Source organism: Synechococcus sp. BS56D (assembly GCF_004332405.1).
GTDB lineage: Bacteria > Cyanobacteriota > Cyanobacteriia > PCC-6307 > Cyanobiaceae > Synechococcus_C.
This window is the reverse complement of the sequence record NZ_PHQU01000001.1, coordinates 212,643-231,900: the sequence shown is the minus strand read 5'-3', so window position 1 is coordinate 231,900 and position 19,258 is coordinate 212,643. Positions and strand designations below refer to the sequence as shown.

The window sequence follows — 19,258 nt, the reverse complement described above, 5'->3', positions numbered from 1 at the left end:
TGCCGGGAGCTGGCTTGATGTGTGGTCGCTATGCCTTGAGCACAGCCCTGCCCAACTTGCCGGTTCCCTTGCTGGAGCGTCTTGATGGGGACCATCGCCGTCATTACGCCCCAAGGGATCTGATCCGCCCGGGTGAACCGCTGCTGGCCCTGCGCCGCGAGGAGGGCAAGGACCAAGCCGCCCTGATGCTCTGGGGGTTGATCCCCTCCTGGGTCAAGGACCCATCCACCGGCCCAAGGCCGTTCAATGCCCGAGCCGAAACCGTTGCCGAAAAGGCCAGCTTCCGTGGGGCCTGGCGACACCGGCGCTGCCTGTTGCCGGCCAGCTGCTTTTTTGAGAAGGGCCAGCAGATCGCCCGGGATGACGGTCAGCCCTTCTGGATCGCGGGCCTTTGGGAGCGCTGGCTCGGTGCGGATGGCAGTGAGGTGGACACCTGCACCGTGCTCACCACCGAGGCCAACGCCTTGATCCGCCCCCTCCACGACCGGATGCCGGTGCTCATTCCCGCAGGACTGGAGGAGGCCTGGATGGCTCCGAGCGATGGTGCCGAGCTGCGTGCCCTCGAGCCCTTGCTGCTGGGGTGGGATCCAGTCGGCTGGCAGGTCCGACCGCTCACACCGTTGCGCGCTCCCGCTGAGGCGCCGGTCCAGGGCTCATTGTTCTGAGCTGGGGCCGCTTCCGTTGAACAGATCCCGCCAGCGCAGCTCCTGATCCTGGGCCTCTGGAGTCCCCTCGAGCGGGAACATCGGCAGGAAGTCCTTGTCGGCAGTGGGGGTATAGGGGCCTTGCTTGAGTTCGAACATCACCGTGTCGGGTTCCAGGGCCACCAGGGTGTGGAACTGGTTCTCCGCCAGCTCCACACCCCGTAGGGAGCCCTTGGCGCTCAGCCGTTCCTGCCTCAACACATGGCCCTGAGCATCCAAGACCAGTAGGCCGAGCGCCCCCTGAAGCACCAGGAAGCATTCGAACCCGGTGCCCGCTTCGGCTCGTACGTGGCGGTGGGGGCGCACGTAGGTGCCAGGCTGGAGTGCATTGAGAAACCTCTGCACCAGGTCGCTCTCCCGGTGAAGGTTGTGGTTGAGTCGCAGGCGTTCGCGCTGGCGCGCTTCGGTGGCAACCGCATCGAGCAGGTGCTGGTCGATGCGTTTCAGCTGCACCTGCCAGCGCTGCAGCAACTGCTCCACCCGCCCCTGCAGCTGGACGATCGGGTCGGCATCAGCCTCCCCCTCGCCCAGGTCCTTCACGCTCCAGAACGTGATCTGTTCCTCCCAGTCAGGGCACTGGGCCTGCACCATGGGGCGGTGGGCTTCGGCATCCACGGCGATGACGCAGCTGGCCTGCTCGAGTTCCTGGCGGCTCACCTGATGCGGCAGGGCCAGATCCGCTGGATCCAGCTCCAATCCGCGCTCCCGCAGGGCCGCCAGAGCCTCCTTGGCCATCGGTCCGACGTTGCCGCTGTCAGGCCTCACCCCCAGGCCGGCTGAGCAGGCCTGGACTTGGTCATCAAGTCCGAGCTGACGTGCCCTGTGGTTGAACCACTGCTCCGCAAAGCGACTGCGGAAGTAGTTGCCCGTGCAGAGAAACAGAACGAGGTCCATCGAGGAGTCAGAGGGGGCCGGGGTCGGGTTGGCTGCTGATCACGCCCTGCTCCAAGGGCAGCAGCTCTTCGTCGTCGCCGGCACGGCTGCGCACCGGAGCACTGAAGCCGCGCGCGCGGGCGTTCTTCACTTCAAAGGGGCCTGGGGTGCCGGTGGGCACGGCCAGACGCAAGGCGAAGGGATGGGAACCAGGTTCCACATCGCCGATGGACCCCACCCGTGTGCGGTTCTGCAGGACCGGCTCGCCGCTGCTGTCGAGGATGCGCGCGTAGACGTCGGTATCGACCACGGGACGGCGGCCGGGGTTCTCAACGGTGCCCGTGAGCACGTAGCAGCTCGCTCCCTCCGGGCTGCTGATGCTGCCGCGGTTGCTGGCGCTTGTCGCTCCCGGCTGGGCTCCGGGATCGGCGGCGTCGCAGGGGGCAAGCTCCACGGCGCTGAGTTTCAGGTCGGCGGCCCAGGCCGTTGAAGGGCCCAGAAGCAATGCCGTGACCAGGAGAAGGGCGAAAAACAGACGCGAAACCATGGGAGCCAACTCAGGCAGGCGCAAGGCCCTGAAGAAGGACGTATTCATACGCGGCGACCCCGGCCAGTGCCAGCAGGATGGTCACCACCAGCAACTTGCCGTTCATCGTGAAGCGCGCCTGACGAATACCCCACCGATGATGGACGGGATCGTCCTGCCCTGCAGAGTCATGCCATACGGACCACGACCATCACGGGGAGTGACTTGAAGCCAAGGGTGCGCACCGGACTTCTGATTGTTTTGGCGCTGGGGTTGTTCACCCACTGCGCATCGAGAACGCGGGTGCGCGTCCGTTATCGATTGATTCCTGTGCAGCCGCAGCCGCAGCCGCAGCCTGAGCTCAAGCAGAGATCTCCGCGCCAACCGCTGCCACTGCCCTCCCGGGGCAGCCGTCTGATCTGAGCGGATCAGCTGAGCTCAGGCTCGATCCGGATCCAGAGGTAGGCCCTGCAGACCGAGAGCGAGTTGCCGGGCGGCGAGAAGGCCTGGATAGAGCAGGTTGGCGCGGCGGCTGTCGCGGAAGAGTCCGTGCAGCAACTGAAGCAGTGGGTCAGTCGGCGTCAGCTGGCGGCAGAGCACAGCGATCGCTTCACTGCCATGCCAGACCCGTGCACCATCCATCAGCACGGCGCCTTTGTTGAGGTCGTGGCCCTGCTCGCGGAGCTGCCGTCGCAGCCCGTGATCAGCGCGGCCATCGCGGATCACCAGATCGGGGATGCCGCCGAGCAGTTCACTGCGCAGGGCGAAATGACGGCAGAACGGGCAGCCGCCGTCATACACAAGGGTGAGAGGCATCGGATCATTCTCGCTGCTTCCGAGGCTGATTCGCAGCCGGGTAGGTTGATGCGATTGATTGTTGTGAAGGGATGTCTGACAAGGCCCTGCTGAAGGAAGTGGCTCAGGAGCTCTGGGCCAGCGTGAAAAAGCTTCGCCCCGGCTTGCCCCGTGATTCCCGCTTGGAGCTCACCCTCAAGGCGCTGATGACCATCGGTGATCTCGCCGATCAGATTCAGGCTGCGGTGATTGTGGGTCTGGTGGCGGAGATGGAACCTCCCGAAGATGAGCCGAAGGGCGAGGACGTGACCACTACCCCCGGGGGTGACGCGACCGTGGAGCAGACCCCGGATGGGCGCCGGGTGGTGCGTCGCCGCTCCAGTACGGCCGGCTGACGCCCCTCAGCCGGATTGCCCCTCCAGCAGCGCCATGCCGCGTCGGTGAATCTCCTTGGCGTAGTCGGTCCAGGTGCCCTGCCCCCAGTAACGGAAGCAGCTGGTTTCCAGCAGCAGCAGATGCAGGAGGGCCTCCTGGTAGTCGGCGCGTCGGCTGATTGTTGGATCCTGATCGCGCAGTGGATCGAAGCGGGCGTGAAAGCGGGCGCTGAGTTCCTGCATCGGCTCCAGAACGTTGTCGTATCCCTGCACCCAGCTGAGATCGTTGGTCCATGAGGATCCCTCCATCGCAAAGGAGGGATCGGCCTGCTGCAGTCGCTCGATCGCAGCCTGCACAGCTGCCGGCGTCGGGGCCGATCCCACCGCCTCCCAGAGCCGGCTCTGACCTACGGCCTGAATGGTTGGGAATGCACTGGTGTCGATTCCGGCGGCATCCAGCTGCGCCAGATACTCCGTGCCGTTGAGGGCGATGCAGCCGTTTCCGTTCTCACGGAGACGGCGATGGGCCTGCCGGAAGGCTTCGGGAAACTCGTTCATCATCACGCCCCCGTTCTCACCATCGGCAATCTGTGTCACCAGGGCGGGCACCGTTTTGGTGCCGAGGGGGAGGCGATCAAGCCCCAGTGCCTCGTAGCAGGGCTGCATCTGACCCACGAGCTTGGTGTCGGAGCCCTGGGTCTTGATCAGCGCTGTGATCGCAATCTCCTCGCCGCAAGCATTGCGGGCCACCAGGCGATTGGGCAGCAGGCACTGCTCCCTGCTCAGGGGGGAACCGCTGAGGGTTTCCACGCTGTGCTCCTGAACCAGCAGCCACTGATAACCGCTCTCCCGGAGAGCGGTGATGAAGCTGAACAGGGTGTCGGGATGGTTGGGCAGATGCATTTCCGGTGGCGAGAAACCCCGGACCCTCTGCAGCGCCTCATCACCGAACATCGCCGCAAACTGATGCTGCCAGGCGCTGATCTGCAGCTTCAGATCCGGGATCGGCGTGGAGGGGGCCACTGCATGGCTCCAGAAGCTCCCGAGAAACTCAACATGGCGCTGCATCTGCGGGTCGCAGGCCAGGAATCGGAGCGCGCCCGTGATGTCCTCACGCCCCATCTGGGTGGCACCCCAGAGCAGGTTGCCGGAGTAATCGAGCATGATCCGCGGCTCGCAGCCCTCACCGATCAGCTCGGGAATCAGCTCGGCCATTCGCCGGTAGCAATGGGCAAACGGCTCGGCGTTGTGGTTATCCCCCTCGCCGGGGTGATCCAACATGTATTGCAGGTGGGAGATCAGTGCTCCATCGGGCCCGGCAGGGATCGTGGGCTGATGCATGTGCAGCGCACAGGCAAAGGCGGAGCTACTCGACGCCAGCGGTCGCTCTGAGGAGGTGAGTGGTCTGAGCGCGGGCTGTTCCATCAGGGCCCGGAGCTCGTCTTCGCGGCCGGCGATCGGCGGTGGAGCACTGGTGGTGATCAAGGTGGCAGCTGCTCCGTTTGTTCAAAGCATGGTCCAGGCTGGCTGCGATGACCATTCACGAAGGAGGCCGCCCCTCCCGGATGGAAGAGACGGCCTACGTCGCTCGTTTGTTCATCAGTTTCCTGTCATCGACTGAACTGAACGCGAATCAGAAAGAAACTCCGTTGCGAAGGACAGTGTGTGAAGCGAAAGGAAACAGGAAGCGTCTGGCTGGTGGCGCCTGGGGCCATGGTTCCAGGTGAGGGGCTTTTGACTCCGAAGGGCACCTGTGGCGGTGCGGTGTGGAGGGTCGTTCAGGCGTTGATGACCTGATGAGGTGACGAGCCCTTCTTTGGGTGTGAAAACTGTTGGAGCAGGGGCCAGAAAGTCAGCTTGCTTCTAGGAGTTGCTCAGGTGGAGTGTCTGCCGTCATCCGGTTCCTCCGATCTCGATGCACTCAGTCTTGGTTGCCTGGAACACATCGGCAATCGGTGTAAAGGCGCATTGCCTCACGACTGGCGCTGACCGAGATTGAATCTGGCGTGCCCGCGGCAGAGTGAGGGCAAAAGCGCTGCTGCCATGAAGCAACTTCCTGGGCGAAGCCGGCCGCGATGGCTGCGGCGACTGAGTGCCATGCTCGCCTGGATTGTGGCTGCGACCGTGGCTGCGATCTGGCTGGTCACCTTGCTGCCGGTCCTCCTGGTGGTGGGACTCGTTGCAGCGCTTCTTTTGATCCCCGTGTTGCGTGAGCTGCGTGCGGAGTTGGAGCGGATGGAACGGGTCCAGCAAGGGCCTCCGCCTCCCTTGCAGGACGTCACCCCATGGCATCGAAAGGCCTGGAATCGCTGGCGAGAGCGCTGACTCCTCAGGCCACCTCCGGTGCCCAACCCGCCTGTTGCTGCCAGGTGGGGGCCCAGAACGAACAGGTGCGGGTGAGATGGTCTCCCTGGGGCAATAGACGCTGGCGAAGTCCGCAGGCGAGCAGCGTTCGGCAGTGCTGATCGCAGCTGTAGCGAAAGTGTTGGCAGGTGATGCAGACGCTGGCGCAGCGGCTGATGCGCAGCTCGCCCTGCTCAATGAAGCCCCAGTCCTCCATGGTCCTCGGAATCAGTACGCATGTACTAAGTCTGGGAGTTGGTGTTGTGCAAGGGAGAAAGGGTTAAGGCTGATCGCTGCCTGTAGGGTCTGCCTCGACTGCATGGAAGGCCTCTGAATCCGCTCGAGCAGTTTCTTCAGCGGCTGGCGCGCGATCCGCAGTTGCGGCGGCAGGTGCAGGAGGCGATCACTGCGGATCAGGTGGCCATGCTCGCCCAGGAGTTGGGTTATGCCGTTTCGGGGAGCGACCTTCTGCGCCTTTCAGGGCGATCCGTGGCCGGCGTGCGGGTGACGCGGGTGGACCATCCCGGGGAGTATCCAGGGCGTTACTACTGACCGCAGTGCGGAGACCCTGTGGCCTCCCTGCTTCACAGCAAGGTCAAGAAATCGCACGGTTCTCGTCAGCGGAGGGAGAACCGCTCGAAGCTGCATCCATGGGATTGATGCACTGCCCTCTCTGCCTCGGCCTCGCGATCGTTTCGGCGCTTCGCTTCTCGGCTCATGTCGTCCTGCTGCTGCAATTGGAATTGCTGCGCACGGATGGGGTGGATCATCCGGCCAGCCTGTTGGGCACGGTGTTTGAGCTGTAAGGGTGTTTGAGCTGTAAGGGCGTTTGAGCTCTAGTCCGGTTTGTCGCGCTCCTGAACGCGCTTCTGAAACTGCTGCACGTGGCGACGTTGGCGGGCGATGGGGACGCCGATCAACAGCGCGACGAGGCCGAGTAACAGGAGGGTGAACAGCAGTTGTCCGAGCGATGCCTGAGGAAACACTGCGTTCGAGAGTTGCTCCACCGCATGGCCGATCGGATTCGGCGTCGCTCCCCCTGCACTTGCCATCGATCCCGTGCTGCCGAACGTCATTGCCTTGATACCGCAGCCTGAGTTGCAGCTGGTCACAACCCTCCCCCATTTGGGGGAGATCTTCGGGCTCTGTGCCATCGACAGTGAGGGCCCAAGCGAAGACCGATGCCTCGTCTGCCGTTGATGACCGCTGCAGCGGCCCTGCTTCAGGTGCTAATCGGCCTGGAGGGTGCAGCGATGGCGGAGATGGTTGCCGTGCCGGTGCCAAGCCCCTACAGCTACGACGATGCCTCCGTGCGACCGATTGTGCTCAGCGGTCGTCGTGATCGATATCTGGAATTCGTCGGCCACACGGTGATCGAGTGGCCAGCCATCCCCGCTCGACTGAATCAAGGCAACCCCGGCACGGTGCGCTGCGAGCGCAACCGGTGTTGGCGTGATGGCTATGTGGCTCCGAGCCTCACGGGTGGGATGCCCGCGGGGTCGACCCGCTCCTTTTTCACCTATCACCTCGACTGTCAGGACCGCACCTTTGACCGCCTCGGTGATGTGCGCATCCCCCGCTCAGTTCCGAAGGGTTGGCAGCCCGTGACCAACGACCCCACGGCCCTGGCAGTGGCCAACCGCTTTTGTCCAGGGCATGCTGGCTGGCATTGAGGCTCAGGGCACGCGTGGACCCACCATCCATTCCGCCCTTACCGCCTGTGGAGATTCGCCGGCAGAGCCCTCAGCAATCCGGGATACCCATCGAGGAGTTCTCTCTGCAGATTGACGGCCGCAGCATGGACTGCGGCGTCGCAGAGCTGGGTTCCGGCAACCGGGCGCCCTATGCCTACAACCCCATGAATGGCAGTTCTTCTGGTGAGCTTCAGATGCATGCCGCCCGCTGTCGCCTGAGTTTCTAGGGCCAGCACGGCGGGTTCGGCCTCAGGGACACCACTCCTGATGCACCACATCCAGTTGCTGGGGGCTGAGGGTGAGCAGCTGAATGTGGAAGGACTCGATCAGAGGTTGTTGCTCGTCCGCTGCGTCGGCCACGTCCGCGGCCACCCGACCGGCATAGGCCTCGAGGATCTCCTGGATCATGTGGTGTTCCGGGAAGGCCATGGTGCCGCCGGACATGGGCGGTTGGGATCGGGCGCCCCATCGTCACCTCAAACGGCCATGGGGTGTGTGTCGGCGTTGAGTTCCTGACGGTTCATTGTCCGAGGAGCTCCCTAGCCTTTCTGGGTTGAATCCAGCGAGGGTCATGCGTCGCTCCACTGGTCACGCCCTGCTGAGCGCGGCCCTGATCGCCGGGGTTGGCAGCGCCATCGCCTACCAGGCGAGTGGCTATGTGATCGGGCTGATCTATGGCGGGGCGATGCGCGCCTATCGGCTTGGTGCTGAATCCAACAAACAGCCCGTCACCGATCAGGCTTCAGGGGAGCCGGATAAGCCCAAAGACTGGGCTCGCGACAACTTTTATCTGGGTCGCTGGAAGGCCAACAGCACGGCCGGACGCGCCGTCGTGGATGTGCTGTCGGTGGAGCCGAATCGGATCCGCTGGGGGACGCCAGCGAATGGAATCTGCGAAAGCGACTACAGCGTGAAGATTCTGCCCTGGGGCCGCAACGGCGCTTTCCCGGATCAGTTGGTGCCCCCCAATGAGCCCAGCGACCTGGTGTTTGGCGTTGCGCGCCTCATCCTGTTTCCGAAACCCTGTCCAACCGGTGACGCCGTGGTGCAGTTGGCGGTTCCTCTGGATGGCAGCAATCGGCTGGCGATGAACACCTACGACAGCAACGGAAAGCTCACGGATCAGTATCCCGATCTCACGCTTTTGCGCTGAATCTTCTTGCGCTCAATCTTCTTGCGCCGAACCCTCAGCTCAGGGGCGGCAGGGTGAGCCAGCACAGCACCACGCTCACGGTTGTGAATCCCACCACGCTGAGCGGCCAGAGTTCATCGAGGGTGTGCAGGCGGTGGGCAAGCGCCTGTCGCTGTGGCCCCTCGGGCATGGCCTCGAGTTCGTTGTAGCGGCGTCCGATCCAGATCACGAGCACGAAGGCCAGCAGGGTGACCACGTAGGCCACCACATACACCTGATCGAGGAAGGTGAGAAAGGGCAGTTGGGGCAGTTCATCCCGGTAGGTCTGCTGCAGGAACACCAGGGTGAGCAGCACGGTCACGGGAATACCGGCGCGTGCATCCTGCTCATCAGCACGCACCTTGAACACCAGCAGCACCATCGCCATCACCACGAGCAGCGGCAGGATCAGGCGCCAGAACGCCGACCAGGAGGAGGTGCCGAAGGCGATGTCGTACACCAGGGTGCTGTAGGCCGCTGCTGGTCCGCCGAGGCCGAAGTTGGTGGCGTATTGATGGCGATATTCCGCAATGGACCAGCCCCGTTTCAGCCAGCCGATGATTCCTGAGAACAGGCCGACACCGCTGTTCTTCACATCCGGCACAAAGCGCAGATTGGCGTACTCGAACACCCCGTCAACGTCATCGGCCTCCAGCACCAGCGGCAGGCTCACAGTGGTGAAGGGAAAACGTCGGAAACTGGCGCGATCGATGTAGAAGCGTCCGAGGTAGGAGAAGAGCTGGTAATAACTGCCATCGTCGAGACGTTCTGGGTCGCCGATCGGTTTGAGTCCCGGATCGGCATCGGAGAGCAGCTGATTGAGCAGGATCACGCGATCCTCAAGTCCAAGCTGCTGCTGCTCGAGGTAGCGCTGCAGCGGCTCCTGCCAGCGCAGCCAGATGTAGCCGTTTGACGCGAAGCTGGGAACGCTCAGGTCGAGGTCGTAGGTATTGGTGGCGTAGACCCCGACCGTGACGCGATAGGTCGCGGCAGCGGCGTTCTCCGCATCCTGCTGCAACTCCCGTTCTGACATTCGATCGCTACGCAGGGAGCTCCAGCCGTCGCGCCGCTGCTGCTCCAAGCGGATGCTGCTGCGGTGGGGCAGGGCGCTGAGCTGCAGGCGATCGGCGTCGGCATCGCGCTGAAGATCAAGCTGGCTGATCCCCGAGACCGCCAGCATCGCCGCCAGCAGCAGGGCCACAGCGGCCATCAGATTCCAGCGCTTGGTTCGGCGCAGCGGCATGGCGTTGATCGAATGTCTCCATGATGGCCACCCCTGCAAAGCCCATAAACTGAGCGCCCTAAAAGGGTTCTGATGGTGGTGTTAGGGCGCCGGGCCATTCTCGAGGCGATGGATCACGGCCAGATCACGATCTCCCCGTTCACGGCCGAGCATGTGGGACCGGCCTCTGTGGATCTCACCCTGGCCAGCACCTTCCGGGTGTTCCGCAAGGTGCATGAAGTGATTGAGGTGCGCGAACACACCGATTACCGCAGCTTTACCGACAAGCTGGAGGTCCCTGAGGGGCAGCATTTCCTGATCATGCCGGGCGAGACGGTGCTGGGTATCACGCGCGAGCGTCTCAAGCTCGGCCCGGGGCTTTGCGGTTGGCTGGAGGGGCGGAGTCGGTTTGCACGCCTCGGATTGATGGTGCACATCAGTGCACCGTTCATGGGGCCAGGCATCGACAGCCACCAGGTGCTGGAGATGAGTAATTTCGGGCCGGCGCCCTTGGCGGTCACCCCGGGCACGCCCATCTGTCAGTTCATCTTCCAGCGCATGGAGGGCGATGAACACTATGCGGGGCGTTTCGCTGGCCAGAGCGAGCAGAGCTTTTAGGAGCTGGGCCGCGGCTTCAGTCGGACCGCTGCTCCTGCTGCCGGAGGGTTTCATAGGCCTTCCAGAGCCCATCCACTTCGGCGCAGTGCGACTGGCGATCGCAGACCCGGTAGCGGCCGTTTCCGACGGCATCAATGGTGGACCCGCGGGAGGTGGCACAAATGCGGCTGATGAACGCCATTGGAATCGTGCGGATGGATTCGGTTTAGGCCTGCCTGTGATCCTTCCGTCAGGGGAATTTCATTTCGACATCTCTCCGGCGGGATGAAATTCGCCTGTGCCACAACAACGGATGAGGGTGCGCTCCGGAGGCGTGATGCGTGGGTCCTATGAGGTTTGCCTGTTGTCGGCGGCTGGTGAACAGAGAGTGCGGGTGCGGGCTTCCAGCCGCAGTGATGCCTGCCGGGTTACGGCGGCCGATCATCCCGGTCGCAGCTTCGTGGTGATTGGACTGATCAGAGATGGGGCGATCCCCCAGGATGGGAGTGGCAAGCCAGTGTTTTGAGGGTGGATGGCAGCGTGTCTGGTTACAGGTGCCAACCGGGGCATTGGTCTGGAGTATTGCCGGCAGTTACAGGCACGAGGTGATCAGGTGATTGCGGTCTGCCGCGAGCCCTCTCCGGAGCTGGAGGCCCTGGGGGTGCGAATTGAAGCGGGGCTGGATCTGGCCGAGTCTGGGACCCCCGCTGAACTGGTTGCTCGCCTGCAGGGACAGCGTCTCGATGTGGTGATTCTCAATGCCGGCATCCTGCAGTCGATGGGGCTGGAGGATCTCGATCCGGAGGGGATCCGCCGTCAGTTCGAGCTGAATGCCCTGGCGCCGTTGCTCCTGGCGCAGGCGCTGCTGGATCAGATGCCGCGGGGGGCCAAGCTGGCGTTGATGACCAGTCGTATGGGTTCGATCGCCGATAACAGCTCCGGGGGCTCCTACGGCTACCGGATGTCGAAGGTGGCCTTGAACATTGCCGGCAAATCGCTGGCGATTGACCTCCAACCCCGCGGTATTGCAGTCGCGATCCTGCATCCTGGCCTCGTACGCACCCGCATGATCAACTTCAATCCCAATGGCATAGCCCCGGAGCAGGCGGTCGAGGGGTTGCTGGCGCGCATCGATGCGCTCACCCTGGAAACCAGCGGCAGCTTCTGGCACTCCAATGGTGAGCTGCTGCCCTGGTGAGCGCACCCCATGGGATTTGATCCGCGCCAGTGGTCGACCTCTCGATCGCGCGCTCAGGACCAGGGGGCTGATCCCCGTGTCACCGTCAATCTCACGGCACTGCTCGCGGAGAATGAGGCCCTGCGCCGGGAGGTGCGACGGCTGCAGCGGGAGCTTGAGCGGCAGAGGCGTCAGCAGTGGGTGCAGTCCCCGCGATGGCAGGAGCCTTCCGCCAGTCCGCCGCCGCGGGTGAGTGCTGACCAGGTGCGTCGCTGGGGCGAGGCCATGGCCCAGCAAGCGGGCTGGACTGACCTGCGTCAGAGCGGCCTGGAGGCTCTGGTGGATCGACTCAACCGCAGCAGCTTCCACCCGCAGCTCAGTCTCCAGCAGCGCCTTGACCGGCTGGTGAGCGGCCTGGGCACCGATCTGCTGTCGGCGGTGGGGCGCAGGGCCACCAAAAAGGGCATGGCCGTGCTGGCCGCCTTCGCGCTCTATGGCGTGCGGGCCAGTGAGTGGCTGGATGAGGATCCGGCCCGGGTGGTGGCGGAGCTACGGCAGCGGCTGCGTCCGAACAGCAGCCGGCGCACCCGCACGGATCAACGAAGTACGGATCAACGCAGCACGGATCAACGCAGCAGTGATCGCCGGCAGAGCAGCGCCCAGGCCTGGACCTCCAGTTCGGATGCTCTGGCGGTGCTCGGCCTCCAGGACGGTGCGTCTCAGGAGGCGATCAAGCAGGCGTTTCGGCGCCTGGTGAAACAGCACCATCCGGATATGGGTGGCTCGGCAGAGGCCTTCCGGCGCATCAGCGAGGCCTACCAATCACTGATGACGTAGCGGCCTGGACCTGGCCGGCAAATCAGCTGAGAATCTGCTGTCTCATCACTGGAATCCTTGGCGGTGCCAGCTTGAAACCATGAGCATGTCTCTTCAGTTGGTGGTTGCCCGAGGTACGGCCCGGAGTTTCCTCAGTGGAAACGCTGCCGCTGGCTACGGCGATGTGATTCTGTTGAGACGCTTGCTGCTCGCTGAGGGGGATCAACTGCTGGCTGCCGACCTGCTGTTGATGGCAATCGCGATGAATCCGACACCGGCAGAGATCGCCGCCTTTGGACAGGCCCTCTGAGCAAACTTGCCGTTAGGCGAATCAGAACATCGCCATCGCAATCACCTTGGTTGGTTTTCAAGCGCAAAGACGTGGCGTAATTGGTACTGTGTTGGTCTGTGGAAGAGTGCTCTGAAGTTGACATGATGATATGGAAATTGTGCTGCGATTGGCTCAGGGTATGGTTGCATTGGTTCAGTCGCTTTTATGCGAACTAGTTGAATGCTTCTTCTGGGTGCTCGCATTGGGAGTGCTGTAATTCTGTGTTTGGATTTTTATCGTTATTTCTCATTGTCTCTAGCTTTCCAGTATTCTCATTCTAATCCACTCTCAATCCACCCATTGTAAAGCGGCAACGAGCATTGCTGAAGGCTTGAGCACTCCATTGGTTTCCTGTGCAAGGTCTAAGCAATTGTTGACGATCATGAAAGCCTCTCCTCCTGCTGGTCCTAAAGCGTATGCAGCGGGAATCCAAACCCCAGCAGAATTGGCAGCAGCAAGAAGGAGTCTGCTGACGCTGGGAACTGCTGTTGGCTGTACATAGACAAGAGCCTGTGCCTCTCCTTGCGCATTCACGCTGCGGTAGAAGCTTTCTCCAAGGCCCTCAACCGGTTCCAGAGTGTTTAAAAACGAGTCGGAACCGTAGGCAGCACAATTCGGTCCGTCATCTGCGCAGCTCTGGGTTCGCCCATCGGTCCGCACTGCAATTTCTGCGCGTTTCCATCGTGCTGGTAGGCGGGTGGGCGCCTTGGCGAGCCGCTTTTCCAGCTCCGTTGGCTTGAGGCGGTTGAGTGCCTGGCTTTCGGCTTGATCAATCAGGATGGTGAGGGTTTGTTGTGCTGTGAGAAAAGCTTGAGCATTTTCAGTGGGATCAGGAACCTTGAAGTGCCCCTTGGCATCACGGAATGATGGCAACAAATTGGCGATTCCGTTCTTGTTGCTTAGTTGTTGCTCCAGGCCTGTCGATGCGAGAGCAGAGGCCGGTAGGCAGGCTGAAAAAAGGATCAGAAAGGTGAGGCCTAGTGCGTAAAATTTTTGGAGTATTTTGAACCAGTAGGATTGTCTTGATTCTTGTTGGAGTCTGCAGGTATTCATTGGACTAGTTTTCCTCGTTTTGCGTGTCATCATACTTGAAGGATTCACAGTGACTCCGTTTGTTGCGCAACCTCCGATACCTGTTTGAGCGCGTTTCGTTATTGAATCTCTTGTTTGTGCTGGGTGCCGTTCCCGGGCCAGTTATGGCTCAGGTTGTTCCGCCAACGAGTAATCCTGCAGCTTCTCAGACCGCTCCGGGAACGGGTGAATTGGGGCGATTGCTGGGGCTACCTGCAGATGGAGCGCTTCGGATTAGTGGTGTTTGGGTGGGGAACGCCTCGGGGCAGTGGTCAGGAGGACTCTCCAGATCCACCGATGAAGCACAGGAACTGCTGGTGGAGGCAAGCCTGGATCTGGGCAAGGCAATTGGTCTGGAGAACACCTGGATCTGGGTTCAGGGACTGCAGGTGAATGCCACGTCCAACGCCGGAAAGGCCAGTGGCAGTGTTCAGGGCAGCAATAGCCTTGTGGCTGCGCCACCCCTGGACCGCACCGAGCTGTTCGAGTACGCCATCCGCAAGGACTTTTTTGAGGGGCGCCTGCGGGTTGTTGCCGGCAAGCAGTCGGCCAGCACTGTGTTCGCCAATATCAATCGCCCCGACGCCACCGACGATCCCCGCTACGAAGTCTCCAGCCTCACCAGTCTGGCCTTCACACCGGTGTATTCCATGCCGACGCTTCTGGGTCGGCTGCCCGGCTACACCAATTCAGCGCTTGGCCTGAGGTTCACCCTTCAGCCGGGATGGTTTGACAACCGCTCGTACTTGAGTGCCGGTGTGTTTGATGGACGGGGAGGACTTGGTGCTGCCTCCGTGCAGACGGGGTTGACGTCCCCGTCGCTCAGCGGTCCACTGTTCAACATCATGGAGGTGGGAAGCGGCTGGGTCGTTGGCGATGCCCGTAAGCCCGGCTCCTTCGGCGTGGGTGTGTGGTCTCAGGGGGGTGAGTCGTTGCTGTGCAATCCTCTTGACCCTCAGCAGTGCATCAGCGACTTGGGCGCCTGGGGACTGTATGTGCTATTGGATCAGCGTCTCTCCAGTTTTCGAGCGGACCAAGACAGCAGCGGCATCAATGCATTCTTCAGCGCTGGTTGGTCGCCATCCATCACGAATCAGATGAATGCGTCGATCACCGGAGGATTCACGTTGCAGGGCCCTCTTGAGGCGCGTCCGAACGACAGCCTTGGCGTGGGTCTTTCATGGGCTCGCCTCAACACCCGCGGCTTTCTCTCCGAGGCTTTTAACTCTCATGAATTGATGCTGCAGGGATATGCCCAGATCGCTCTGGCCGAGGCCCTCTTCCTTCAGCCCACCATCACGCTGTTGCCCCGTGTGGGGCTCAAAGATGCAGGGGATGACTCCTTGAGTGGACTGCTGCAGCTCACCATGTTGTTTTGACAGCCACGTTGTTTTGACAGCAACCGTGAGGGGCTTGCTATCGAGAGGTTGGCGGTACTGAAGGGATCGCTCGATGGAGCTTCACCAGGGTGAGACGGCCTATGAAGATGCGTTGGCCGCAGTGTTCAACGGTGATGCCGCTGGCTACGGCGATGTGATCCTGTTGAGACGCTTGCTGCTCGCTGAGGGGGATCATCTGCTGGCGGCCGACCTGCTGTTGATGGCTTTGGACAGGCCCTCTGAGCAAACCTGCCGTTAGGCGAATCAGAACATCGCCATCGCAATCACCTTGCTCAGCTTGGACTGCTCGAGCCCGTTGAGATCTTCAAGGCTAATCAGATTGTGCTTGAGCATGTCTGCGAGATGGAAAAGGATGGTGCTGAATTCAAAATCTGAACGTCCTTCATATTGATACCTCGCGCTGCTCAGGAAATCATGCAATCTCCAGATCGATTCTGCGGTGTCTAGTTGGGATGACTCGCGCTGAAGAGTGTTGATTAGGCTTGTGATCAAGCGTTGTTTGCCAAGCTCAAAAGCTTGACTGGCAATGTATTGGTCAGTGAGAGTCCAGTCTGAAGCCGACATGATTGTGTGGGAGGGATCTTGAGCTCAGTGCTGGGTGCTGCTGGATTGGACCGAGTTGCTGGCCCGCAGTTCTGCTAATTGATGCCATGGTGTATGGGGTGATTGATGGTGCTCAAAGTGGTAGCCGAAGTGATAACAGGCCGCGAGAGATAATGCCGGATGAAGATTGAGACTGCGGGCTCCATGTTTGTCGGTTGTGTCATCTCCGGGTCGATGGGGAAGCCAGATGCCGACGATAAATAGCTGCCAGGAGCTGAGGATCAGCGGGATCACGCAAAACAGAATCAGTGAGGCCATTGCCTGCTGGTGATGGTTCACCATGAGGAGGTAAAGGCTGAACCAGAGCAGTGTCAGTTTGAGGAATTGTTTGGGCTCAAGGTAGTGGGAGAGGAAGTGTGCGTACCATTCGAGGATGGCGTCTTTGTCAGGTTCGCAGTAGTCGGGATCGTCGCTCGATTCCGGTTGAAGGTGGTGTTGCATATGGTTGAGGCGGCAGGATTCAAAATGAAGGCCTGCATAGGCCAGCAAGCAGTAGTTGCCGATCCGTCTGTTGAGGCTTGGTTGGCCGGGTGTCAGGCTGCCGTGCATGGCGTCATGGGCCAGGATGAATAAACCGGTTTGTAGGAATGTTCTTAAGAGCACAAAGACCGTTGTGATCACGGGATTGAAGTGATCCGCTGTTAGGAAAACCGCCATGATGAGAGATAGGAGCCAGGCGGATCCAATCAGTAGGGTCCATCGCAATCCAGGACCTGGTCTTGTGATTGGATTACTTGTCACCGAGTTTGTGTAGTTCTTCCGGTGATTCGAGTAAATCGATGGCAGCAAAGTAGATTTTGTTGTTCTGATCTAGAAGGAAGCGCCAGGCCACATTCAAGCCAACCTCCTTGCCAAACCAAGGGGTTTCAACCTTTCCGGTCACCTTGATCTGATTGAAGCCTCCCTCCGCTGGTTCGCTGAATCCTCCCCTGGGTAGTAGCTTCAGGTTCTGGCAATCACGCTTGAAGAAGCGAAGAATTGCTTCACGGCCAATAATCGGCTTTTGAAAGGGAGGTTGCAGGGCCGCGTCATCCAGAAAAAGATCGATCAGTTGATCGAAGTCATTAGCGTTCAGGAGCTGCATGTAGCTCAGGACGGTTTGGTTGAGCACTCCAGGAATCAGAATGCTCTCGCGTTGTTCAAGCGGGGTCGGGGCAACAATGGGTTCGGCGATCACGTTGTCGTCATCAATGTTTGGGTCGAATCCCATGTCAACAACGAAGTTGCGAAGCAGGGTGATCTGCTGACCTTGCTCAACGCTCTTAACGGCCTCAAGAACCGAGGATGCATTGGCTGAAAGCTTGTATCCGGTTGGGATCGGTGCAACTTTGCCCTGACGCATTAATTCACCCAGTTCATACCAGAATCCGAGTTTGACGTTCACAGACCAGTAGGCGTAGCGCGTTGAGATTGGTGCATGCACTTTCGCAGCCAGATCGCACATCACCTTGGTTTGCTCCTCATGACTCATGGCAAGGATTTCATTGAGGGTGGGCTTGGCTAACTCCATCCGTGCGGCGCCAGGTGCTGCCACGGTGATGGTTTGACCCATTTCCAGATAGGCAAACCAGATCAATGCCAGTTGGTCTTCAGGGCTGAGCAACCTGAAGCGTGCTGTGATCGCTGGAACGGCATCAGCCGTGCGGGTTTCTGGGAAAATCTGACGTGCTTTGTCGAGAGTGAACATCAGCCACAGACAGCTCATTTCAAGCTATGGCGATCCCTGCGTGGCTGTGCTTTTGACCGTTGACTCGCAGCTGAATTGCAGCGTGAGCCTTTGCCTTTCTTGAGCAATTGCTGTGATCGAAGGCTGTCTGATTACGACGAACAGCTGTAGTGGGAGAGGCCGCCGGTATTGAACAAGTCCCGGGGCCTGAGGCGGTCGTAGCGGGCAGCACGTTCTGCTGAGAGATCCTCGTAGGGAGTGCTGAACACCTCCTGCAGCTCCTGGATCAGGCTGTGGTCTCCCTGTTCCGCTTGCTCGTAGGCAGGGGCGATCAACCACTCGCGCCAGGTGACGGCGGGATTCACGCGACGCATCGCGGCCGACGTTGCCTCCAGGGTGCTGTTGGCATGGAGTTGTGTGCGCCACTGCTGCAGCCAGCTCTCCCACTGCTGATCGAGCTCACTGGAGCTCGGCACATAGAAGCTGGGGTGCAGATCGGAGGCCTGCTCAGGAATGGCAGACAGCAGCCGGAAACTGCGGGTGTAGTCAGCTCGGGAGGCCATCAGCAGCTGCAGCAGCTTGCTCACCAGCTCTTCGTCGTAGATGGCGAGACCGAGCTTGCGGGCCCACATCGCTTCGAGTTCCTGCTGCATCACGGCGGCGAAGCCTTCGTGGATCGCATCGAGCTCCGTCAGGGCTTCACGGTTGCCTTCGAGCAGCGGCCGCAGGGATCGCCAGAACATCCCGTAATTCACTTCGGCCGCCGCAGGTTGGTTGAAGAAGGAGAAGTGCTCACCCCCTCCGGTCCAGGGTTGGAAGCGCGGATCGAACAGTTCGCAGAAGCCGAAGGGGCCGTAGTCGAGGGTGTAGCCCCCGGCGGCGCAGTTGTCGCTGTTGAAGTTCCCTTGGCAGTAGCCGACGCGCATCCAGTCGGCGACCAGTCGCGTGAGCCTGGCCCGGAAGTGTCGGGCCAGCTCCAGCAGTTGCTCTGAGAACGGCAGCGCTGGATCGATCTCGGCCCGGTAGTTGCGCTCGATCAGGTGCTCCACGATCAACTGCAGTTCGGCCATGGCCTCGGGGTGGGCCTGGCTGCGGGCGCGGCGGGCGAACAGCTCGAGCTGCCCCACGCGCAGGAAGGACGGTGCCACCCGGGTGCTGATCGCTGCGGGGTTGTCGACCATCACATCCGGCTCGAAGGAGCGTGACTGGGGGCTGTACCAGGGCCGGCGCACGGTTTCGGCGCGCGACATGTAAAGGGTGAGCGAGCGGGAGCTGGGCACACCGAGGGCGTGCATGAACTCCTGGGCCAGGAACTCACGCACACTGGAGCGCAGCACCGCACGGCCGTCGGCGCCGCGGCAGTAGGGGGTGGGGCCGCCACCCTTGAGCTGCATCTCCCAGCGCCGGTCTACGTAGACGCCCTCCACGATCGACAGGGCCCTGCCATCGCCGTAGCCGTTGCCGGTGCCGAAAGGACACTGCTGGATGTATTCAGTGCCGTAGATCGAGAGGGCATAGCCCGTCGCCCAGCCCCAGGGACGCATCGCTCCTGTGGCCACTGAGGCATCCCCGGAAAACAGTCGGCGGAACCGAGCGTCGTGCGCCAAGGCATCGCTGAGTCCTAGCTCGGCGAAGAGCCCCTGGCTGTGGGCCACGTACTCGGGTTCAGGAAGGGGGGTGGGCGTGACCGGTACGTAATGGCCTGAACGTACCTGGCGAGGCCGGTGATCGTTGCCGTCGCTGGTGGCCTCGGGATCCGGACGTAGGGCCTCCAGCAGCGAGTAATCCACCCGCTCGGCGAATTGGCTGAAGTCGGTGATCACCTCGGCGCTGCTCTCGTCTCGCGTTGGCATGGGCCCGACTTCCGTGTTGGTCGATGCTATGGAGTGAGACTG

Annotated in this window: 29 protein-coding genes; 15 read left to right on the top strand and 14 right to left on the bottom strand. The window is 61.4% G+C overall.

Translation table 11 applies throughout. The features are described from left to right. The first annotated feature begins 17 nt into the window (after positions 1-17). Positions 18-665 carry an SOS response-associated peptidase gene (locus tag CWE17_RS01320; RefSeq protein ID WP_131454554.1) on the top strand — a complete coding sequence of 216 codons (648 nt, stop codon included), beginning with the start codon at positions 18-20 and terminating at the stop codon, positions 663-665. Here CWE17_RS01320 and CWE17_RS12475 read toward each other — a convergent pair. The 3 genes from CWE17_RS12475 to CWE17_RS01295 all read right to left on the bottom strand — a co-directional run bounded on the left by CWE17_RS12475 (position 654) and on the right by CWE17_RS01295 (position 2,919). Further along, complete coding sequence (locus tag CWE17_RS12475; protein WP_370318258.1) at positions 654-1,598, bottom strand: WbuC family cupin fold metalloprotein; 945 nt, start codon at positions 1,596-1,598, stop codon at positions 654-656. The two genes, CWE17_RS01320 and CWE17_RS12475, sit on opposite strands and share 12 nt — an antisense overlap. Positions 1,599-1,605: 7 nt before the next feature. Next, positions 1,606-2,124, bottom strand: coding sequence for a hypothetical protein (locus CWE17_RS01305; RefSeq protein WP_131454553.1), 519 nt, complete (start codon positions 2,122-2,124; stop codon positions 1,606-1,608). Between the two features lie 417 nt (positions 2,125-2,541). Beyond that, the gene (locus CWE17_RS01295) at positions 2,542-2,919 is read right to left on the bottom strand and encodes a DCC1-like thiol-disulfide oxidoreductase family protein (RefSeq protein WP_131454551.1); all 378 of its coding nucleotides are present in this window, start codon (positions 2,917-2,919) and stop codon (positions 2,542-2,544) included. A gap of 71 nt (positions 2,920-2,990) precedes the next feature. On the opposite strand from CWE17_RS01295, the gene CWE17_RS01290 reads away from it, so the two are divergent. Continuing rightward, on the top strand, positions 2,991-3,293 hold the full coding sequence (locus CWE17_RS01290) for a TIGR03894 family protein (RefSeq protein WP_131454550.1): 303 nt from the start codon (positions 2,991-2,993) through the stop codon (positions 3,291-3,293). Between the two features lie 6 nt (positions 3,294-3,299). On the opposite strand, the gene CWE17_RS01285 is transcribed toward CWE17_RS01290, so the two are convergent. Continuing rightward, positions 3,300-4,697: a glycosyl hydrolase family 57 gene (locus CWE17_RS01285; RefSeq protein ID WP_240789212.1), complete on the bottom strand. Its 1,398-nt coding sequence runs from the start codon at positions 4,695-4,697 to the stop codon at positions 3,300-3,302. Positions 4,698-5,315: 618 nt separating this feature from the next. Between CWE17_RS01285 and CWE17_RS01280 the strand changes: the two genes are divergently transcribed. Then, complete coding sequence (locus CWE17_RS01280; RefSeq protein ID WP_131454549.1) at positions 5,316-5,597, top strand: hypothetical protein; 282 nt, start codon at positions 5,316-5,318, stop codon at positions 5,595-5,597. 4 nt (positions 5,598-5,601) lie between these two features. Here CWE17_RS01280 and CWE17_RS01275 read toward each other — a convergent pair whose 3' ends face one another. Then, positions 5,602-5,832 (bottom strand): hypothetical protein, encoded by a 231-nt coding sequence (locus tag CWE17_RS01275; protein ID WP_131454548.1) that lies wholly within the window; start codon positions 5,830-5,832, stop codon positions 5,602-5,604. A gap of 89 nt (positions 5,833-5,921) precedes the next feature. Between CWE17_RS01275 and CWE17_RS01270 the strand changes: the two genes are divergently transcribed. Further along, on the top strand, positions 5,922-6,167 hold the full coding sequence (locus CWE17_RS01270) for a Nif11-like leader peptide family natural product precursor (protein ID WP_370318262.1): 246 nt from the start codon (positions 5,922-5,924) through the stop codon (positions 6,165-6,167). Between the two features lie 98 nt (positions 6,168-6,265). Next, a complete protein-coding gene (locus CWE17_RS12115; protein WP_161567578.1) occupies positions 6,266-6,421 on the top strand; it encodes a hypothetical protein in 156 nt (51 codons plus the stop codon). A 30-nt stretch (positions 6,422-6,451) separates the two neighbouring features. Here the strand turns inward: CWE17_RS12115 and CWE17_RS01265 are convergent, their stop codons facing one another. Beyond that, entirely contained in the window at positions 6,452-6,727 is a 276-nt protein-coding gene (locus CWE17_RS01265) for a hypothetical protein (RefSeq protein ID WP_240789188.1), read from the bottom strand. A gap of 69 nt (positions 6,728-6,796) precedes the next feature. Between CWE17_RS01265 and CWE17_RS01260 the strand changes: the two genes are divergently transcribed. Continuing rightward, complete coding sequence (locus CWE17_RS01260; RefSeq protein WP_131454547.1) at positions 6,797-7,288, top strand: hypothetical protein; 492 nt, start codon at positions 6,797-6,799, stop codon at positions 7,286-7,288. 14 nt (positions 7,289-7,302) lie between these two features. After that, positions 7,303-7,536, top strand: coding sequence for a hypothetical protein (locus CWE17_RS01255; protein ID WP_131454546.1), 234 nt, complete (start codon positions 7,303-7,305; stop codon positions 7,534-7,536). A gap of 22 nt (positions 7,537-7,558) precedes the next feature. Here the strand turns inward: CWE17_RS01255 and CWE17_RS01250 are convergent, their stop codons facing one another. Next, positions 7,559-7,753 carry a hypothetical protein gene (locus tag CWE17_RS01250; RefSeq protein ID WP_131454545.1) on the bottom strand — a complete coding sequence of 65 codons (195 nt, stop codon included), beginning with the start codon at positions 7,751-7,753 and terminating at the stop codon, positions 7,559-7,561. 127 nt (positions 7,754-7,880) lie between these two features. On the opposite strand from CWE17_RS01250, the gene CWE17_RS01245 reads away from it, so the two are divergent. Then, positions 7,881-8,462 carry a hypothetical protein gene (locus CWE17_RS01245; protein WP_131454544.1) on the top strand — a complete coding sequence of 194 codons (582 nt, stop codon included), beginning with the start codon at positions 7,881-7,883 and terminating at the stop codon, positions 8,460-8,462. Between the two features lie 34 nt (positions 8,463-8,496). Here CWE17_RS01245 and CWE17_RS01240 read toward each other — a convergent pair whose 3' ends face one another. Beyond that, on the bottom strand, positions 8,497-9,723 hold the full coding sequence (locus CWE17_RS01240; protein WP_240789187.1) for a hypothetical protein: 1,227 nt from the start codon (positions 9,721-9,723) through the stop codon (positions 8,497-8,499). A 72-nt stretch (positions 9,724-9,795) separates the two neighbouring features. Here CWE17_RS01240 and dcd point away from each other — a divergent pair, with 72 nt between their 5' ends. After that, positions 9,796-10,320 (top strand): dCTP deaminase, encoded by a 525-nt coding sequence (gene dcd / locus CWE17_RS01235; RefSeq protein ID WP_131454543.1) that lies wholly within the window; start codon positions 9,796-9,798, stop codon positions 10,318-10,320. A 16-nt stretch (positions 10,321-10,336) separates the two neighbouring features. Here dcd and CWE17_RS12170 read toward each other — a convergent pair whose 3' ends face one another. After that, positions 10,337-10,501, bottom strand: coding sequence for a hypothetical protein (locus CWE17_RS12170; RefSeq protein WP_164498729.1), 165 nt, complete (start codon positions 10,499-10,501; stop codon positions 10,337-10,339). Between the two features lie 111 nt (positions 10,502-10,612). On the opposite strand from CWE17_RS12170, the gene CWE17_RS01230 reads away from it, so the two are divergent. The 4 genes from CWE17_RS01230 (at position 10,613) to CWE17_RS01215 (ending at position 12,602) form a co-directional block, all read left to right on the top strand. Continuing rightward, positions 10,613-10,825 carry a hypothetical protein gene (locus CWE17_RS01230; protein WP_131454542.1) on the top strand — a complete coding sequence of 71 codons (213 nt, stop codon included), beginning with the start codon at positions 10,613-10,615 and terminating at the stop codon, positions 10,823-10,825. 6 nt (positions 10,826-10,831) lie between these two features. Then, positions 10,832-11,497, top strand: coding sequence for an SDR family oxidoreductase (locus CWE17_RS01225; RefSeq protein ID WP_131454541.1), 666 nt, complete (start codon positions 10,832-10,834; stop codon positions 11,495-11,497). 9 nt (positions 11,498-11,506) lie between these two features. Continuing rightward, positions 11,507-12,313 (top strand): J domain-containing protein, encoded by an 807-nt coding sequence (locus tag CWE17_RS01220; protein ID WP_131454540.1) that lies wholly within the window; start codon positions 11,507-11,509, stop codon positions 12,311-12,313. A 79-nt stretch (positions 12,314-12,392) separates the two neighbouring features. Then, a complete protein-coding gene (locus tag CWE17_RS01215; protein ID WP_164498728.1) occupies positions 12,393-12,602 on the top strand; it encodes a hypothetical protein in 210 nt (69 codons plus the stop codon). 309 nt (positions 12,603-12,911) lie between these two features. Here the strand turns inward: CWE17_RS01215 and CWE17_RS01210 are convergent, their stop codons facing one another. Next, positions 12,912-13,676, bottom strand: a complete 765-nt coding sequence (locus CWE17_RS01210; protein ID WP_240789186.1) for a hypothetical protein — start codon at positions 13,674-13,676, stop codon at positions 12,912-12,914. 266 nt (positions 13,677-13,942) lie between these two features. Between CWE17_RS01210 and CWE17_RS01205 the strand changes: the two genes are divergently transcribed. Together CWE17_RS01205 and CWE17_RS12110 are read left to right on the top strand one after the other, a co-directional pair. Continuing rightward, the gene (locus CWE17_RS01205; protein ID WP_240789185.1) at positions 13,943-15,073 is read left to right on the top strand and encodes a carbohydrate porin; all 1,131 of its coding nucleotides are present in this window, start codon (positions 13,943-13,945) and stop codon (positions 15,071-15,073) included. A 73-nt stretch (positions 15,074-15,146) separates the two neighbouring features. Next, positions 15,147-15,332: a hypothetical protein gene (locus CWE17_RS12110; protein WP_131454537.1), complete on the top strand. Its 186-nt coding sequence runs from the start codon at positions 15,147-15,149 to the stop codon at positions 15,330-15,332. Positions 15,333-15,337: 5 nt separating this feature from the next. Here CWE17_RS12110 and CWE17_RS01195 read toward each other — a convergent pair whose 3' ends face one another. The 4 genes from CWE17_RS01195 to CWE17_RS01180 form a co-directional block, all read right to left on the bottom strand. Beyond that, positions 15,338-15,658, bottom strand: coding sequence for a hypothetical protein (locus tag CWE17_RS01195; protein ID WP_131454536.1), 321 nt, complete (start codon positions 15,656-15,658; stop codon positions 15,338-15,340). A gap of 24 nt (positions 15,659-15,682) precedes the next feature. Then, entirely contained in the window at positions 15,683-16,354 is a 672-nt protein-coding gene (locus CWE17_RS01190) for a fatty acid desaturase (protein ID WP_131454535.1), read from the bottom strand. A 73-nt stretch (positions 16,355-16,427) separates the two neighbouring features. Then, a complete protein-coding gene (locus CWE17_RS01185) occupies positions 16,428-17,384 on the bottom strand; it encodes an orange carotenoid-binding protein (protein ID WP_131454534.1) in 957 nt (318 codons plus the stop codon). 131 nt (positions 17,385-17,515) lie between these two features. Beyond that, complete coding sequence (locus tag CWE17_RS01180) at positions 17,516-19,216, bottom strand: protein adenylyltransferase SelO family protein (protein ID WP_131454533.1); 1,701 nt, start codon at positions 19,214-19,216, stop codon at positions 17,516-17,518. Positions 19,217-19,258: the final 42 nt, after the last annotated feature.

Bases quoted from the DNA above. Each gene is read 5' to 3' on its own strand.
- CWE17_RS01210 (WP_240789186.1), bottom strand. From the start codon at position 13,676: ATGAATACCTGCAGACTCCAACAAGAATCAAGACAATCCTACTGGTTC.
- CWE17_RS12170 (WP_164498729.1), bottom strand. From the start codon at position 10,501: ATGGCGTTCATCAGCCGCATTTGTGCCACCTCCCGCGGGTCCACCATT.
- CWE17_RS01250 (WP_131454545.1), bottom strand. From the start codon at position 7,753: ATGTCCGGCGGCACCATGGCCTTCCCGGAACACCACATGATCCAGGAG.
- CWE17_RS01215 (WP_164498728.1), top strand. From the start codon at position 12,393: ATGAGCATGTCTCTTCAGTTGGTGGTTGCCCGAGGTACGGCCCGGAGT.
- CWE17_RS01305 (WP_131454553.1), bottom strand. From the start codon at position 2,124: ATGGTTTCGCGTCTGTTTTTCGCCCTTCTCCTGGTCACGGCATTGCTT.
- CWE17_RS12475 (WP_370318258.1), bottom strand. From the start codon at position 1,598: ATGGACCTCGTTCTGTTTCTCTGCACGGGCAACTACTTCCGCAGTCGC.
- CWE17_RS12110 (WP_131454537.1), top strand. From the start codon at position 15,147: ATGGAGCTTCACCAGGGTGAGACGGCCTATGAAGATGCGTTGGCCGCA.
- CWE17_RS01285 (WP_240789212.1), bottom strand. From the start codon at position 4,697: ATGGAACAGCCCGCGCTCAGACCACTCACCTCCTCAGAGCGACCGCTG.
- CWE17_RS01295 (WP_131454551.1), bottom strand. From the start codon at position 2,919: ATGCCTCTCACCCTTGTGTATGACGGCGGCTGCCCGTTCTGCCGTCAT.
- CWE17_RS01320 (WP_131454554.1), top strand. From the start codon at position 18: ATGTGTGGTCGCTATGCCTTGAGCACAGCCCTGCCCAACTTGCCGGTT.
- CWE17_RS01180 (WP_131454533.1), bottom strand. From the start codon at position 19,216: ATGCCAACGCGAGACGAGAGCAGCGCCGAGGTGATCACCGACTTCAGC.
- CWE17_RS01230 (WP_131454542.1), top strand. From the start codon at position 10,613: ATGAGGGTGCGCTCCGGAGGCGTGATGCGTGGGTCCTATGAGGTTTGC.
- CWE17_RS01280 (WP_131454549.1), top strand. From the start codon at position 5,316: ATGAAGCAACTTCCTGGGCGAAGCCGGCCGCGATGGCTGCGGCGACTG.
- CWE17_RS01220 (WP_131454540.1), top strand. From the start codon at position 11,507: ATGGGATTTGATCCGCGCCAGTGGTCGACCTCTCGATCGCGCGCTCAG.
- dcd (WP_131454543.1), top strand. From the start codon at position 9,796: ATGGTGGTGTTAGGGCGCCGGGCCATTCTCGAGGCGATGGATCACGGC.
- CWE17_RS01275 (WP_131454548.1), bottom strand. From the start codon at position 5,832: ATGGAGGACTGGGGCTTCATTGAGCAGGGCGAGCTGCGCATCAGCCGC.
- CWE17_RS01185 (WP_131454534.1), bottom strand. From the start codon at position 17,384: ATGTTCACTCTCGACAAAGCACGTCAGATTTTCCCAGAAACCCGCACG.
- CWE17_RS12115 (WP_161567578.1), top strand. From the start codon at position 6,266: ATGGGATTGATGCACTGCCCTCTCTGCCTCGGCCTCGCGATCGTTTCG.
- CWE17_RS01225 (WP_131454541.1), top strand. From the start codon at position 10,832: ATGGCAGCGTGTCTGGTTACAGGTGCCAACCGGGGCATTGGTCTGGAG.
- CWE17_RS01190 (WP_131454535.1), bottom strand. From the start codon at position 16,354: ATGGCGGTTTTCCTAACAGCGGATCACTTCAATCCCGTGATCACAACG.
- CWE17_RS01290 (WP_131454550.1), top strand. From the start codon at position 2,991: ATGTCTGACAAGGCCCTGCTGAAGGAAGTGGCTCAGGAGCTCTGGGCC.
- CWE17_RS01245 (WP_131454544.1), top strand. From the start codon at position 7,881: ATGCGTCGCTCCACTGGTCACGCCCTGCTGAGCGCGGCCCTGATCGCC.
- CWE17_RS01240 (WP_240789187.1), bottom strand. From the start codon at position 9,723: ATGCCGCTGCGCCGAACCAAGCGCTGGAATCTGATGGCCGCTGTGGCC.
- CWE17_RS01195 (WP_131454536.1), bottom strand. From the start codon at position 15,658: ATGTCGGCTTCAGACTGGACTCTCACTGACCAATACATTGCCAGTCAA.
- CWE17_RS01260 (WP_131454547.1), top strand. From the start codon at position 6,797: ATGCCTCGTCTGCCGTTGATGACCGCTGCAGCGGCCCTGCTTCAGGTG.